At 63.8% G+C, this 16,350-nt stretch carries 10 protein-coding genes; 5 read left to right on the top strand and 5 right to left on the bottom strand.

What is annotated here, in order from left to right:
* Positions 1-14: 14 nt before the first annotated feature.
* From VMP31_RS15605 to VMP31_RS15595, 3 genes are all read left to right on the top strand, one after another.
* Entirely contained in the window at positions 15-587 is a 573-nt protein-coding gene (locus tag VMP31_RS15605) for a HupE/UreJ family protein (protein ID WP_325508621.1), read from the top strand.
* A gap of 250 nt (positions 588-837) precedes the next feature.
* The gene (locus tag VMP31_RS15600) at positions 838-1,749 is read left to right on the top strand and encodes a glycerophosphodiester phosphodiesterase (protein ID WP_325508620.1); all 912 of its coding nucleotides are present in this window, start codon (positions 838-840) and stop codon (positions 1,747-1,749) included.
* Between the two features lie 840 nt (positions 1,750-2,589).
* On the top strand, positions 2,590-3,531 hold the full coding sequence (locus tag VMP31_RS15595; protein ID WP_325508619.1) for a DUF808 domain-containing protein: 942 nt from the start codon (positions 2,590-2,592) through the stop codon (positions 3,529-3,531).
* Between the two features lie 103 nt (positions 3,532-3,634).
* On the opposite strand, the gene VMP31_RS15590 is transcribed toward VMP31_RS15595, so the two are convergent.
* From VMP31_RS15590 to VMP31_RS15570, 5 genes are all read right to left on the bottom strand, one after another.
* Positions 3,635-4,531 (bottom strand): transglutaminase family protein, encoded by an 897-nt coding sequence (locus VMP31_RS15590; protein ID WP_325508618.1) that lies wholly within the window; start codon positions 4,529-4,531, stop codon positions 3,635-3,637.
* Positions 4,528-7,023 (bottom strand): circularly permuted type 2 ATP-grasp protein, encoded by a 2,496-nt coding sequence (locus VMP31_RS15585; protein WP_325508617.1) that lies wholly within the window; start codon positions 7,021-7,023, stop codon positions 4,528-4,530. The genes VMP31_RS15590 and VMP31_RS15585 overlap by 4 nt, the downstream gene beginning before the upstream one ends.
* A 74-nt stretch (positions 7,024-7,097) precedes the next feature.
* Positions 7,098-10,388, bottom strand: a complete 3,291-nt coding sequence (locus VMP31_RS15580) for a transglutaminase family protein (RefSeq protein WP_325508616.1) — start codon at positions 10,386-10,388, stop codon at positions 7,098-7,100.
* A 168-nt stretch (positions 10,389-10,556) separates the two neighbouring features.
* Complete coding sequence (locus tag VMP31_RS15575) at positions 10,557-11,669, bottom strand: SO2930 family diheme c-type cytochrome (protein ID WP_325508615.1); 1,113 nt, start codon at positions 11,667-11,669, stop codon at positions 10,557-10,559.
* Positions 11,669-12,907: a parallel beta-helix domain-containing protein gene (locus tag VMP31_RS15570; protein ID WP_325508614.1), complete on the bottom strand. Its 1,239-nt coding sequence runs from the start codon at positions 12,905-12,907 to the stop codon at positions 11,669-11,671. The genes VMP31_RS15575 and VMP31_RS15570 overlap by 1 nt, the downstream gene beginning before the upstream one ends.
* Before the next feature lie 149 nt (positions 12,908-13,056).
* On the opposite strand from VMP31_RS15570, the gene VMP31_RS15565 reads away from it, so the two are divergent.
* Together VMP31_RS15565 and VMP31_RS15560 are read left to right on the top strand one after the other, a co-directional pair.
* Positions 13,057-13,233 (top strand): hypothetical protein, encoded by a 177-nt coding sequence (locus VMP31_RS15565; protein WP_003244646.1) that lies wholly within the window; start codon positions 13,057-13,059, stop codon positions 13,231-13,233.
* 132 nt (positions 13,234-13,365) lie between these two features.
* The gene (locus tag VMP31_RS15560) at positions 13,366-16,320 is read left to right on the top strand and encodes a sensor histidine kinase (protein WP_325508613.1); all 2,955 of its coding nucleotides are present in this window, start codon (positions 13,366-13,368) and stop codon (positions 16,318-16,320) included.
* The last annotated feature ends 30 nt before the right edge of the window (positions 16,321-16,350 follow it).

Raw genomic sequence — 16,350 nt, 5'->3', positions numbered from 1 at the left:
AGGAGCATCACGCCATGAACCTGCGCAAATCCCTGTTCGCCATTGCCCTGTTCCTCAGCCCCGCCGTGGCCTTCGCCCACGCTGGCCACGACCACTCCGGGTTGATGGCTGGCCTGGCGCACCCGGTATTCGGCCTCGACCACTTGCTGGCCATGCTCGCCGTCGGCCTGTGGGCCGCGCAGCAATCCGGCGCGGCGCGCTGGGCGCTGCCGCTGACCTTTGTCGGCAGCATGCTGATTGGCGGCCTGCTGGGCTTTAACGGCCTGCAGATTCCGCTGATGGAAACCGGTATTGCCGCCTCGGTATTAGCTTTCGGCCTGCTGGTAGCCGTAGCCATTCGCCTGCCGATAATCGTCGCCATCGCCTTGACCGCGCTGTTCGCCCTGACCCACGGCGTCGCCCACGGCCTGGAACTGCCGGCACTGGCCAGCCCATGGGGCTATGCCGCAGGTTTTGTGGTCGCCACCGCCGCCCTGCACGCCAGCGGTTACGCCCTGGTGCGCCTGCTGCCACAAGCTGTCGCGCCGGTGGTGCGGGTACTCGGTGCCGCCTCGGCAGTGACCGGTGCCTGGTTGCTGGCTGGCTGACAGGTGGGTGGGTGGACAGCACACTCGTCCACCGCTGAACGCAATATCGTGTAGCCCGGATGCAATCCGGGGCTGGTTTGCCGAAGTCAGATCTGCTCCCGGATTTCATCCGGCCTACTAAAAAGTGCTTTTCACCTGGCGTAGATGGCCCCAGGGCTGGCGCATTTTGCCTCTCGCTCAGTGGCAGCGCCTTTGTCATAGTCGAGGCGTATCAACAACCCCCACCATTTGCCTGCCCCGGACCCTGACCATGCTGCGCGTTGCCCGCTTTCTATCTGCTCCACTGCTGTTGCTTGCCATCGCTCTCGGCGTACTGGCACTGACCAGCAAACCGGCCCAACCGGCGGCGGTGCTCAGCAGTTTTGCCGACCAACCATTGGTGATCGCCCACCGTGGCGGCAAAGGCCTATGGCCGGAGAACAGCCTGTTTGCCTTCGAGCGCGCCAGCGCACTGGGCGTGGACATGTTGGAAATGGACCTGCACCTGTCCAGTGATGGCGAGCTGGTGGTCATCCACGACAGCACCCTGGAGCGCACCACCGATGGCGCAGGCCCGGTTGCCGCGCTTAGCCTGGCGCAGTTGCAAGCGCTGGACGCCGGTTACCGCTGGAGCGCCGATGGTGGCCAGAGTTACCCCTACCGTGACCAGGGCATTCGCATCCCACGCTTTGCCGAGGTGCTCGACGGCTTTCCCGATATGCCCAAGGTGATTGAAATCAAGGTGGCGGATGTCGGCATGGAAGCGCTGCTGTGTGATGCCCTTGAAGCGCACCAGCAACGCGACTTGGTGATTGTCGGCAGCTTCTATGACCGCAGCCTGCAACTGTTCCGCGAGCAGTGCCCCGGCGTTGCCACCTCCGCCGGGCCCGGCTCGGTACGCATGCTAGTGGCACTCAACTGGACGGGCCTGGCCAGCCTGCTGTCGCCCAGTTACCAGGTGCTGCAGATTCCCGAACGCCACAACGGCATGCATGTCGCCAGCCCCCGGCTGCTGCAGAACGCCCAGGCACGCGGCCTAAACGTGCAACTGTGGACCATCAACGAGCAAGCGGACATGCGCCGCCTGCTCGACCTGGGTGCCCATGCGCTGATTACCGACTACCCGGACCGCGCCCTGCAGGTGCTCGGCCGTTCGACCCAGCTCAGCGCCCTAGAAGACTAAACACCCAGTTCTGTATAAAAAACAACCTACCGCGTTCAGGCCGCACCGGCTGTGGCCTGAACGCAAGCGTGCGCAGCTTATCCACAGATCGTTCCACAGCAAACCGGGATAAGTATTTCCGCGCCCCGACACCTATGGGCAAACCCTTGAAATACCTTGATTATTTCTTGACCCGAAGAGGGCGACATGCCGCATAGAAGCCACCCAACACGTTGATCAAAAATCCATCAAATCCGTCAAGACCAGGCTGTAAAAGGCCTGCGGGAAGGCATACCAGAGTTATCAACAGCTCTACCCACAGTAGTCGTGGACAACTTAATCGCTACCCTGTCTGCGCCTGAATAACCAGCCTAACTTGCTGTTTACACACTAAAAAACACACTGATCAAAAAACGTACAGATCATCTAAAAAGCCGCAGGACTAAGGCTGCAATCGCCTGCACCCACCTTATCCACAGTTCGTTCCACAGTCTTTGTGCACAACTTGCCGAGCACCGCGCCGAGGGTTGTGCATAAGTACTTGGCTATGGTGCCTATCGAGACAATCAACCGGCCAGCTGCGGTATTCAGGCATAACCTCGCTACATCAACCGAGGAGATCTGCCATGCCACTCAATAACACGCCACTTAATGACCTGTTACGCAGCCTGCTCGCCGCCTATGCCGGTGGAGCCAGTGGCAGCAGTAGCGACTGAACTGCGGCCTTTAGCGGTGCGCTGACAACCGGCACCCGCCAGCTATAGCTGTTACAGGCCGACTCACGTATAAATCTGCGCCAACCGCCACTGTCTTGCGCAGTGGCGCGCCCCTGTTTACAGCCCATAGAAAGGAAGCTTCTGCATGGCCGGTGCCAGCCTGTTAACCCTGCTCGACGACATCGCCGCCGTCCTCGACGATGTGGCGCTGATGACCAAAGTCGCCGCCAAGAAAACCGCCGGAGTACTGGGTGACGACCTGGCGCTGAATGCCCAGCAGGTCAGCGGTGTGCGCGCCGAGCGTGAGCTGCCGGTGGTGTGGGCGGTGGCCATGGGCTCACTGAAGAACAAGCTGATCCTGGTACCCGCGGCCCTGCTGATCAGTGCATTGGCACCCTGGGCGGTGACGCCACTGCTGATGTTTGGCGGGGCCTTCCTCTGCTACGAGGGCTTCGAGAAGCTCGCGCACAAGTTCCTCCACAGCAAGGCCGAGGACCAGGCTCAGCACCAGGAGTTGCTGCACGCCGTGGCCGACCCCGAGGTGGACCTACTGGCGTTCGAGAAGGACAAGATCAAAGGCGCGATCCGCACCGACTTTATTCTCTCGGCGGAAATCATCGCCATCACCCTCGGCACCGTGGCCCTGGCCAGTTTCGGCAAGCAGGTCGCGGTGCTCTCGGGCATCGCCCTGCTGATGACGGTCGGGGTCTATGGTCTGGTGGCAGGTATCGTCAAGCTCGACGACGCCGGCCTGTACCTCAGCCAGCGCGGCGGTGAAAGCCTGGGCGGCCGCATGCAGCGCAGCTTTGGCCGAGGCATCCTGTTTACCGCGCCTTATATGATGAAGGGCCTGTCGATTCTCGGCACCGCGGCGATGTTTATGGTCGGCGGCGGCATCCTCACCCACGGCGTACATGCCGCCCAGGAATGGATCGACCAGTTGGCGCAGAGCGTGGCAGCCAGCAACGGCCTGCTCGCGGCCTTGCTGCCCACCCTGCTCAATGCCATCGCCGGGATTATCGCCGGGGCCGTGGCCCTGCTGCTGGTCAGCCTGGCAACCCGCGCCTGGAAAGCCATCAAAGGCTAGCCCCGTAGGATATGCTGCTCATCCGCCTAACCGCGGGGCTGGTGGTGCGCACAGCGCACCCTACGGGTAGGGCATAGCGAGTCGTGCCTTTAGCCACAATCGATTAACCCGCCAACGGCAACACCGTCACCTGCACCTCGGGGTCATGGCTGCCGCCGCCGAGAATCACTCCGCGCAGCGGCGAGACATCAGCAAAATCGCGGCCCCAGGCCAGGGTGATATGTTCCAGCGCCGGGCGGATATTGTTGGTCGGATCGAAATCCACCCAGCCCTGCTGCGGGCAGTACACCGAAACCCAGGCATGCGAGGCATCGGCACCGATCAGCCGCGGCTGGCCGGGCGGTGGCTGGGTCAGCAGGTAGCCGCTGACATAGCGCGCCGACAGGCCCATGGAGCGCAGACAGGCGAGCATCAGGTGGGCGAAGTCCTGACACACGCCGCGGCGCTCTTCCAGCACCTGCAGCAGCGGCGTGGCCACCTGGGTGGCAGCGGCATCGAAGCTGAACTCGGTAAAGATCTTCTGCATCAGCCCATCCACTCCCGCCAGTAGCGGCCGACCCGGGCTGAAACACTCCGCGGCGTAGTCGACAAAGGCCTGCTTGAGGCGCACATAGGGCGACTCGAAGCGAAAGCGCGCCGCCTGCAGCAGGTCCGCACTCATCGCCTGGCCGCTGTAACTGAGGGCCGCACGGGCCTGTTCCCAGGCCGGCGACGCCTGCAGGTCCAGCGCCGGTCGCGTCAGCACCTCGACCCGCAGGCGGGCGCTGACCTTGAGCTCGGCGTGGGGCCGCTCGAACACCAGGCGGGTCAGCGGGTTGCCAAATACGTCCAGGCCATCCATGCGCTGGCACGGCTGCGGGCTGACCAGCAACTGCTGCGCGTGATTGCGCTGCCAGGGGCAGGTGCGCGGCCACAGATGGGCCAGTTGCTGGGCCAGGGACACCGGGCTGGCGTAGCGATAATGGGTGTCGTGAAGAATCTGGTAGCGGGCGCTGCTCATGAGGATTGGGTCCGCTGGCTGGCGTCGACATGCACGAAAAAGCGCAAGCCTAAACGATCGGACACGTCGGCCGCGGCAGCGCTGATGCTCGTCAGCAGGTCGGCCAGGCCCTCCAGCACGTCCTGCACACTGGACGTACCGAACAGCGAGTTCTCCAGGCTGGCCAGGCTAAAGCGCGCCAGTTGCCCTTCCAGATGCTGCAAGCGGCGCTCGGCCGGTAGCTCGAAGCGTTCGCCCAGGCGCTCCAGGGAGCGCAGCAGGGTGCGAATCTGGAACAGCACGGCATGCGGGTTCTGTTCGTCCAGCAGCAACAGGTCGAGCACCGGGATCAGCTGCGCGGAGGCCAGGTAGCGAGTGCGATAGGTGATGCTGCTGTTGCCCAGCTCCAGCAGCCATTCCAGCGCAGACTGATCGTCCACGGCGCTACTACGGAGGAAATTTGCCAGGCTGTCGCAGAGAAACTGCAGGCGCTCGATACAGCGGCCAATCATCAGAAAGCGCCAGCCATCGTCGCGGGTCATATCGTCCAGGGCAAAGCCCGACAGCGCGGCCAGCGACATCAGCAGGCGCTCGAGAAAGTCCAGCAGCTCGCCGAAATCGGCTTGTTCGGCGTTGAGGTTCTGGGCTTCGCGCTGCAATTCGAGCAGGGCCTGCCAGTTGGCCTGGGACAGCTTGCCGCGCACACTGCCGGCCACCCACTGCAGGCGCTGCAGGTTGGCGCGCAGGCTGTCCGGCCAGTCTTCGCCGAGCAGCGCTTCAAGCAAGCGCTCTTGCAGCTCGCCGCTGTCGGCATCCGGCAGCAGGCCCAGGCTCTCGCCCAGTTCCAGCGCAGTCTGCAGCGCCTGGGGGTCATCATCGTCATCGACATAGCGCGCCAGCATGATGCGTAGCAGCCGCGCATTGTCTTCGCAGCGTTCGCTGTAGCGGCCGAACCAGAACAGGTTCTCCACCACCCGTGACGGCAGATAAGGGTCGCTGCGCACCAGATCGGCCACCCCCAGCGGGCGCAGCCATTGCCAGGGCTCGCCGCCACCGTGACGCTCGCCGAGCACCCAGGTGTCCTTGCTGGCACCACCGCGTTGCATCGACACCACTTCGGCATCGGCCTCACCGGCCACCCGGGTCAGACCGCCGGGCATCACCCGGTAGCCGCCATCGGCGCTGGCCACGGCAAATACCCGCATGCCAATGGCGCGCGGGGCCAACTGACCTTCTTCAGGCTGCCAGACCGGTGCCTGGGACAACTGCGCCAGGGCCTGGGCGACATAGGCGTAAGGCCGCGCCTTGAGGCGTTCGGCCAGGGCGGTGCGCTGTTTGTCATCCAGCTCGCGGCCGAATACCGGGGTAAAACTCTGCGAGGGAAAACTGGCGCGCACCAGCAGTTCGTCGAGCTTGTCCAGGGCCTCGTCCAGCACCGGCGGTTCGCCGCACCACCAACTGGCGATGCTCGGCAGCAGCAGCTCTTCGCCCAATAATTTTTCCGCAATGGCCGGGAGAAAGCCCGGCAGGCCTGGGGACTCCAGCACGCCGCTGCCCAGGGCATTGGCCACCAGCACATTGCCCTGGCGCACCGCCTCAAGCAGGCCGGGCACGCCGAGGGCGGAGTCGGTGCGTAGCTCCAGCGGGTCGCAGAAGTCGTCATCCAGGCGGCGCAGCACCGCATGCACCGGGCGCAGGCCGGCCAGAGTCTTGAGGTAGACCTTGGCGTCGCGCACGGTCAGATCGCTGCCTTCCACCAGCGGATAACCCAGTTGGCGCGCCAGGTACAGGTGCTCGAAATAACTCTCGTTGAAACGCCCCGGGGTCAGCAGCACCACCAACGGCGTCTCGCCGCCGGCCGGGGCGAGGCGCGCCAGGGTTTCCTGCAACGTGCGGAAGAAGCCGGCCAGGTACTGCACGCGCAGGTCGCGGTACAGCTCGGGAAAGGCGCGGGAGACGATCTGCCGGTTTTCCAGGGTATAGCCCGCACCGGAGGGGGCCTGGGTGCGGTCGGCGGTGACCCACCAACGGCCATCCGGGGCGCGGGCCAGATCCACCGCATACAGGTGCAAGTAAGTGCCGCCGGGCGTCTGCACACCCTGGCAGGGCCACAGGTAATTGTTGTGGCCAAACACCAGCTCGGCCGGCAATAGCCCCTCGGCCAGCAACTGCTGCGGGCCATACAAATCGGCCAGCACGGCATTCAGTAAACCGGCACGCTGGGCCACGCCGGCGGCGATCTGCTGCCATTCTTCGGCCGGAATCAGGTTGGGTAGCAGGTCCAGCTCCCACGGCCGGTCGGCACCGTCGGGGTCGGCATAGACGTTGTAGGTCACGCCGTTTTCCTGGATCTGCCGCGCCAGCAGAGCCTGGCGTTGGGCCAGCTGCGCCGGGCTGCTGCGCTGCAGACGCTCCAGCAGCAGCCGCCAGTGCGGGCGCACCTGACCGTCGGCGTCGAGCAGTTCGTGATAAGCCCCGGACGTCTGGGGGTAGTCGGCAAGCAGGTCGGGCATGGCAGGCTCGATAAAGGGTTCTGGTGTTGCGCTATTGCAGGAGCCGAAACACCGGCTCCTGCAATAGACCCAGGCTAGGTCAGGCGCAGATCCAGGGTCATGGGCATTTCATTATTATTGATCGCAGCCAGCGCCGGGCGCTTGCCTGGGCTGTGGCCCAGACGGAAGAAGCGCGCCAGACGCCGACTCTCGGCCTCGTAGGCGTTTACCGGCAGGCTGTCGTAATTGCGCCCGCCCGGATGGGCGACATGATACTGGCAACCGCCCAGAGAGCGACTCATCCAGCTATCTATAAGGTCAAATACCAGCGGCGCATGCACTTCGATGGTCGGGTGCAGGCAGTTGGCCGGCTGCCAGGCGCGGAAACGCACGCCGCCGACAAACTCGCCAACCTTGCCGGTAGGTCGCAAGGGTACCGGCACGCCATTACAAGTCAGTACATAACGATCACTCGGCAGGCCACTGAGCTTGACCTGCATGCGCTCCAGCGAAGAATCCACATAGCGCACCGTACCGCCGCCACCGCCCTCCTCGCCCAACACGTGCCAGGGTTCCAGAGCCTGACGCAGTTCCAGTTCGATGCCCTTGACGTTGAAGTCGCCAGACTTGGGGAAGCGGAACTCGAAGTGCGGGGCGAACCATTCGCTGTGCAGGCGGTAGCCGCAGCCGTCCAGCTCCTGCAGCACGTCGGCAAAGTCCTGCTCGATAAAGTGCGGCAACAGGTAGCGGTCATGCAGCTCGGTGCCCCAGCGCACCAGTCGCGCCGGCTTGTAGGGTTCGCGCCAGAAGCGTGCGATCAGCGCGCGGATCAGCAGTTGCTGGGCCAGGCTCATCTGCGCATGGGGCGGCATCTCAAAGGCGCGCAGCTCCAGCAGGCCGAGGCGCCCGGAGGCCGAGTCCGGCGAATACAGTTTGTCGATGCAGAATTCGGAGCGATGGGTATTACCGGTCACGTCCACCAGCAGGTTGCGCAGCAGGCGGTCGACCAGCCAGGGCTGGCAGTCGCGGCCCACTTCGGGCATCTGCGCGAAGGCGATTTCCAGCTCGTACAGCGCATCGTTGCGCGCCTCATCGATACGCGGCGCCTGGGACGTTGGGCCGATAAACAGACCGCTGAACAGGTAGGACAGCGACGGATGGTTGTGCCAATAGCTGATCAGGCTGCGCAGCAGATCCGGGCGACGCAGAAAGGGCGAATCCGCCGGCGTCGCGCCGCCGAGGACGAAGTGGTTGCCGCCGCCGGTACCGGTATGGCGGCCGTCGATCATAAATTTCTCGCTACTCAGGCGACACTCGCGGGCCTGCTCATAGAGAAATTCGGTGCGCTCGACCAATTCATCCCAACTGGCGGCCGGGTGGATATTCACTTCGATCACACCGGGGTCCGGGGTCACCCGGAAGAACTGCAGGCGCGGGTCCTGCGGCGGCTCATAACCCTCCAGCAGCACCGGGCATTTCAGCTCGGCGGCGGTGGCTTCGATGGCGGCCACCAATTCCAGGTAATCCTCCAGACGCACCAGCGGCGGCATAAACAGATAGAGTTTGCCGTCACGCGGTTCGGCGCACAGGGCTGTGCGCACCACCGCGGCGGCCGACTGGCCTAGCAGGGGGCGCTTGCCCGCGCCGTTCTGGCTGCCCGGCCAGACGCCGCGCAGCTGCGGCTTGATCTGCGCCGCAGCCGGTAGCGGGGCGAACACCTGGCTCGGGTCTTCCGGGGTGACGTAGGGGTAATCGGCCTCGCTGACCCAGGGCTGCGAGTCCAGCGGCAGCCGGTAGCCCATCGCCGAATCGCCCGGTATCAGCCGGCAATGCTGGTCACGCAAGAACCAGCTGCCGCTCTGCCAACCCAGCTGCTTGGCATGCCGGGCCAGCGGCAGGATATGCCCGACCACCTTGTCCAGCCCCTGCTCGAACACCTTGCGCAGGCGCTCGCGCTCCAGCGCGTCGGCCAGGCGCGGGTCTTCGGCGGTGACGTTGATCGGCAGCTTGCGCTCGCGCCACAGGTAATAGAAGCGGTCCTCATAGGCCGGCATGCAGTATTGGCTATCCACCCCCAGGCGCTCGGCCAGCAGACGAAGAAAATCGGCGGCCTTGGTCGCATCGACGCCATAGTCCTGCTGCTCGTCGGCATACAGCGCCGGGTTCTGCCACAGCGGTTCGCCGTCGCGACGCCAGTAGGCATTTAGCGACCAACGCGGCAGCTGCTCGCCGGGGTACCACTTGCCCTGGCCGAAATGCACCAGCGCTTGCGGTGCGTAGTGTTCGCGCAGGCGGTGGAACAGGTCGGTGGCTAGGCGGCGCTTGTTCGGCCCCAGGGCGGCGGTGTTCCATTCCGCATCGTCGGGGTAATCGAGGGCGACAAAGGTCGGCTCGCCGCCCATGGTCAGACGCACGTCCTGCTCCTGCAGGTCGCCATCGATCTTCTGCCCGAGGGCGACAATCGCCTGCCACTGGCTGTCGCTGTAGGGCTTGGTCACCCGCGGCGCTTCCCAGATGCGCTCGACCCACATTTCGTGGCTGAACTCGCACTCGCTCTCATCCACGCCGCCGCTGATCGGCGCGGCCGAAGACGGCTCGGGGCTGCAGGCCAGCGGGATATGACCTTCACCGGCGAACAGGCCGCTGGTGGGGTCCAGGCCAATCCAGCCGGCACCGGGCAGGTAGACCTCGCACCAGGCATGCAGGTCGGTGAAATCCACCTCGGTGCCGGATGGGCCGTCGAGGGATTTCACATCCGCTTTCAGCTGAATCAGGTAGCCGGAAACAAAGCGCGCCGCCAGGCCCAGGTGGCGGAACAGCTGCACCAGCAGCCAGGCCGAGTCGCGGCAGGAACCAGAGCCTTTCTGCAGGCTTTCTTCCGGGGCCTGCACGCCCGGCTCCAGGCGGATCAGGTAACTGATATCGGTGGACAGGCGCTGGTTCAGCGCCACCAGAAAGTCCACGCTGGGCAGTGGCGTCAGCTCGATGCTGGCCAGGTACTCGGCAAACAGCTTGCCTGCCGGCAGTTTGACCAGATAAGGAGCCAACTCCAGCTGCTCGCCCTCGGTATAGGCGAAGGGGATTTTCTCGGCGTAAGGTTCGAGGAAGAAATCAAAGGGGTTGAACACCGCCATTTCGGCGACCAGATCGACCTCGATCTTCAGCTCGCGGGTCTTTTCCGGGAACACCAGGCGCGCCAGGTAGTTGCCCTGGGGGTCCTGCTGCCAGTTGATAAAGTGCTCGCCCGGTTCGACCTTCAAGGCGTAGGACAGCACCCGGGTACGGCTGTGCGGTGCCGGGCGCAGGCGCACAACTTGCGGGCCAAGATTGACCGCGCGGTCGTAGCGGTAGTGGCTGACATGGTGCAAGGCGATATGGATCGACACAGTGGGCCTCCTGCAAGCCTGGGCGATATGCAGTCTGCGCAAGACTTATGCCAGCGCCCCAGACCGCATGCTGCGGGGCTTGCCGCGACCCCGCGCAACGCCTGCGCACCATAACAGGGCTAGTCATGCCCCATGCTTGTCACGATGCACAAAAATAGGTCGCGACTTTCAACAGTCCCCTTGCAGGCTGGCAATCCAACGCTGCAGTACGTCCACCCCCTCGGCATGCACGGTGGAACGGCCCAGCTCCGGCATCATAATGCTGGGGTCGACACTTTCCATGCGAAACAGCAGCACCGACTTATCCGGCTGGCCGGGGTGGATATCCACCAGGCGGTCACCCGAACCTTTGCCTGCGGCGACAGGCTGCTTGCACAGGCCATAGCTGATGCCGATGGCCGTGGCCGGATCGAGCAGCAGCCCCGAGGTACGCCCAGGCCCCTTGGGGTTGTGGCAGTGGCTGCAGTTGGCATCCAGATAACTGCGCGCCTGCTGTTCCAGACTTTCGCCACTGCGCGGCGTTGGCCATAAAGCGTTTTGCGGCACGCCCTGTAAGTCGGCCGGTACGCCCTGTAGACGGCCCTGCTGCTGCCAGTGCTGCAACTGATTGTGCGTGCCATCGGCGTAGGCGAAGGTTTTGTTTAGATGGCGTGCCTTGGGGCCCAGTGGGTTATTACCCTGCCCGGCGGTTTCCTCATGGCAGCCGGCACACTGGTTGGCGTCCGGCACCTGATAGGCCACCGGTTGGGTCTTGCCCTGGGCATTCAGCAGGCTTAGCTCGCGGCTGTCGCCGGCCCACTGTAGATGCGCCTCCTGCTGCTGTTCATCCCACACATAGGGCAGCGCCACCCAGCCGTCCTGCTGCTTGAGCAGGATGCGCGTCTCGATCAGCTGCACCCGCGCCAGCTGCAGACCGCGCTGCGGATCGCGATCATCCTCCTCGTTAAGCAGCAGGCGGCCCTGGGCATCCTTGGGGTAGTAGAAGGTCTTGCTCAGCACCGTGCCAACCGGGTAATCGAAATGCGCGTCGCCATAGCTGGCCGCTGTACCCGCCGGCATCCACAGGCTGCGCAGCTTGTGCGCATAGTCGGTAAACAGCGGGGTATTCAGGTCATAGGGCAGCGCCTCGGCAATCGGCGCGATAAAGCCGTCGGTGCGTTGCAGCATGCCCCACTCGCTGAGTGTTTCCGGGTAGTTGTCACCTTGCGGCAGGTACAGCGGTGCCGACTGCTGCTCACAGCCGGCCAGAAGCAACAACACGCCCAGCAGCAGCCTGCGCATCAGGCCCCCTGGCCGGCTTCGGCCGAGGCCAGTTTGACCGCCGGCAGCGGCGGCAAGCTGCAACGGTAGTCGGCCATATCGGTGCTGATGTTCTTGAAGTTGTTCGGCCCGTCGACGTTGATCATCGAGGCAGAGCCGTTATTGATGCAGATCGCCCGATCAGCCGGCAGTTTGCCGTCGACCAGGATGCCCTGGTTGACGTAGCCGTCCCAGAGAATGTCCGGCAGACGTCCATTCAAGCCGAACTGGCTGACCTTAAGCGCCTTCAGCTCCAGATGGTCCGGGCTATCGCCACCTGGGCCGAAACGGTTGCCGTGAATATGGATGCCCTCTGGATAGGGGTCGAAGTTCTCGGCGGTGGAGAGGTCGGTGTAACCGGTGCTGAAGTAGCTGCTGATAATGATATTGGCGGTCTTGTGCTCACCGATATCGTTGTCGAACACCTCGACATCATCATTGGAGTTGATCACCACCCCGGAGCCGGCCGGCACACTGGCCACCGGTGTGCCCTTGTGACCAAAGTTCTTGTGGTTGTTACCTTCGATCCTGTTACGAAACACCCGCGTCACCCGTCCGGCCTGCGGCAGGTTGGGCATATTGAATACCAGAATACCGCCGGTGTTGCCGGTGGCGACGTTGTCATAGACGTCGGCATCCACGGTGTTTTCGATCTCGATACCGGCCACATTGCGTTCGGCACGGCTGTTGCGCACCACCACATTGCGCGACTGGCCGACATAGATGCCGGCGTCCGAGGCACCGATGGCCACCGCGCCGTCGATCAGGGTGTTTTCGGTCTGCACCGGATAGATGCCATAGGCACCGTTCTCGGTGGCCGGGCCATTGGTCCATTCGGTGCGCACGCGGCGGATGATGATGTTCTTGCCGCCCACCACCTTGAGCGCATCGCCCTTGCTGTCCTCCAGGGCGATATCTTCAATGGTGAAATCCGAGGCATCCACCAGCAGACCTTCGGCACCTGACTTCTGCCCTTTGAAGCTGAGGATGGTCTGATCCATACCCGCGCCCCTGATGGTCACACCGCTGACCTTGAGGCTCAGGCTGCGGTCGAGCTGGTAGGTGCCGGCGGGAATCTCGATCACGCTGCCGGGCTTGGCCTTGATCAGCTGGGTCTGCAACGCTTTCTGGAAATCCAGATCGGTCAGCGGAGCCGGCTCTTCGCTACAGGCGGCGAGCAGCAGCGGCAGAACAAGGGCTGCAAACGGGGCAAGGCGCATGGGGTTCTCCGCTTTCTTCTTATTAAAGTGGAACCATAGTACCAACTAGATATAAAAAACCAAGCCTAGCCTGCCGCCAAACCATCGGCCGCCTACGCAGAGGCGCGCGCATCCGTTACCATCGGCGCACTTCCGAGACGAGATGCAGCATGTATATCTACCGATTGGTGCTGATCCTGGTGGTGGGGATCTACCTGTTTTCCCCGGCCATCATGGACTGGTGGATCGACCCCAATGGAGCCTGGTACCGGCCCTATCTGCTGTGGCTGATTCTTATAGTCGTGACCTTTATTCTGCAGAGTCAGCGCGATGCCGATGAACTCTGAACGGCTGCGACGCAACATGCGTGACCGCCCTTTACCTTTAAGCCGCAGAGCCAGCACGATGCCGATGAACTCTGAGCTGCTGCGGTGCCACATGCGTGACCGCCTTTCACCTTTATTTGCAGAGCCCACCTGATGCTGACGAGCTTTAGCCTGAGCCAGCTGATCCTGATCAGCGCCGCCTATCTGCTGGTCCTGTTCGGCGTGGCCTGGGTCAGCGAACACGGTCTGATCCCGCGCTGGATCATCCGCCACCCGCTGACCTATATCCTCTCCCTCGGCGTCTATGCCAGCGCCTGGGCCTTCTACGGTACGGTGGGCCTGGCCTACCAGTACGGCTATGGCTTTCTCGCTAGCTACCTGGGGGTGTCCGGGGCCTTTCTGCTGGCCCCGGTGCTGCTCTATCCGATTCTGCGCATCACCCGCACCTACCAGCTGTCATCATTGGCCGACCTGTTCGCCTTCCGCTTTCGCAGCACCTGGGCCGGCGCGCTGACCACGGTATTTATGCTGATCGGCGTGCTGCCGCTGCTGGCCCTGCAGATCCAGGCGGTAGCCGATTCCATCGGCATCCTCACCCGCGAGCCGGTGCAGGAGCGGGTGGCCATGGCCTATTGCGGGCTGATCATCCTGTTCACCATCCTGTTCGGCGCACGGCATATCGCCACCCGCGAGAAACACGAAGGCCTGGTGTTCGCCATCGCCTTCGAGTCGGTGGTCAAGCTCACCGCCATCAGCATCATCGGCCTGTATGCCCTGTATGGCGTATTCGACGGCCCGCAGGACCTGCAGTCCTGGCTGGTGCAGAACCAGGCCTCGCTGACCAGCTTGCATACACCGCTGCAGGAAGGCCCCTGGCGCACCCTGTTGCTGGTGTTCTTCGCCTCGGCCATCGTTATGCCGCACATGTACCACATGACCTTTACCGAGAACCTCAACCCGCGGGCGATGGTCAGCGCCAGCTGGGGCCTGCCGCTGTTTCTGCTGTTGATGAGCCTGGCGGTGCCGCTGATTCTCTGGGCCGGGCTCAAGCTGGGGGCCACCACCAATCCGGAATACTTCACCCTTGGCGTGGGCATCGCGGTCAACAGCCAGACCCTGGCGCTGATCGCCTATGTCGGCGGTCTGTCGGCCTCCAGCGGGCTGATCATCGTCACCACCCTGGCGCTCTCGGGCATGGTTCTCAACCACGTGGTGCTGCCGCTGTATCAGCCGCCGGCCGAAGGCAATATCTACCGCTGGCTGAAGTGGACCCGCCGCGCGCTGATTCTGATGATCATCATGGCCGGCTACGGCTTCTATCTATTACTGGGGGCCGAACAGGACCTGGCCAACCTCGGCATCGTCGCCTTCGTCGCCACCCTGCAGTTCCTCCCCGGCGTGCTCTCGGTGCTGTACTGGCCCACCGCCAACCGCCGCGGCTTTATCGCCGGGCTGCTGGCCGGTATCGGCGTGTGGCTGGTAAGCATGCTGCTGCCGATGCTGGGCAATCTGCAGGGCTTCTACCTGCCCTGGTTCAACGTCATCTATGTGCTGGACGACAGCAGCTGGCACCTGGCGGCCATCGCCTCGCTGGCGGCCAACGTATTGGTGTTCACCCTGGTGTCGCTGTTCAGCGAGGCCAGCGACGAGGAAAAGAGCGCCGCCGAAGCCTGCGCGGTGGACAACGTGCGCCGCCCGCAACGGCGTGAGCTGCTGGCCGCCTCGCCGCAGGAATTCGCCGCCCAGCTGGCCAAACCCCTGGGGGCGAAGACCGCGCAGCGGGAAGTGGAACAGGCCCTGCGCGATCTGCATCTGCCCTTCGATGAAGGCCGCCCCTATGCCCTGCGCCGCCTGCGCGACCGCCTCGAGGCCAACCTGTCCGGGCTGATGGGCCCCAGCGTGGCCCAGGACATCGTCGAAACCTTTCTGCCTTATAAGGCAGGCAGCGAAACCTATGTCACCGAGGACATCCACTTTATCGAGAGCCGCCTGGAGGATTACCACTCGCGCCTCACGGGCCTGGCCGCCGAACTCGACACCCTGCGCCGCTACCACCGTCAGACCCTGCAGGAACTGCCCATGGGCGTCTGCTCCCTGGCCAAGGACCAGGAGATCCTGATGTGGAACAAGGCCATGGAAGAGCTCACCGAAATCCCCGCCCAGCGCGTGGTTGGCTCGCGCCTGAGCACCCTGGGCGAGCCCTGGCGCGAGCTGCTGCAGAGCTTTATCGAGCTGCCGGACGAACACTTGCACAAACAGCGCCTGGCTCTCGACGGCCAGACCCGCTGGCTCAACCTGCACAAGGCGGCCATCGCCGAACCCCTGGCGCAGGGCAACAGCGGCCTGGTGCTGCTGGTCGAGGACCTCACCGAAACCCAGCTGCTGGAAGACAAACTGGTGCACTCCGAGCGCCTGGCCAGCATCGGTCGCCTGGCCGCCGGGGTGGCCCACGAAATCGGCAACCCGATCACCGGCATCGCCTGCCTGGCGCAGAACCTGCGCGAGGAACGCGAGGGCGACGGCGAACTGACCGAGATCAGCCAGCAGATCATCGAACAGACCAAGCGTGTGTCACGCATCGTCCAGTCGCTGATGAGCTTCGCCCACTCCGGCAGCCACCAGAACAGTGAAGAACCGGTGTGCCTGGCTGACGTGGCGCGCGACGCCATTGCCCTGCTGTCGCTGAACAAGCGCAGCATCGAGGTGCAGTTTTTCAACCTCTGCGATCCCGAGCACTGGGCCTGCGGCGATTCCCAGCGTCTGGCCCAGGTGCTGATCAACCTGCTGTCCAACGCCCGCGACGCCTCGCCGCCCGGCAGCGCGATCCGGGTCAGGAGCGAAGCTTTCGAGCACACCGTCGACCTGATCGTCGAGGACGAAGGCAGCGGCATTCCCAAGGCGATCATGGACCGTCTGTTCGAGCCCTTCTTCACCACCAAGGACCCGGGCGAAGGTACGGGCCTGGGCCTTGCACTGGTCTATTCGATCGTGGAAGAGCATTATGGACAAATAACAATCGACAGCCCGGCCGACCCCGAGCAACAACGTGGCACCCGTATCCGGGTCAGCCTGCCGCGGCATGTCGAGACGACGTCCATAGCGACCTAAACCAGCTACTGGAACCCCGGTAGGCGCAGC

The organism is Pseudomonas sp., from assembly GCF_035512415.1.
In the GTDB taxonomy this organism is placed as follows: Bacteria; Pseudomonadota; Gammaproteobacteria; order Pseudomonadales; family Pseudomonadaceae; genus Aquipseudomonas.
The sequence above is the reverse complement of the archived record's forward strand: the minus strand, read 5'-3'. Positions and strand labels throughout refer to the sequence as shown.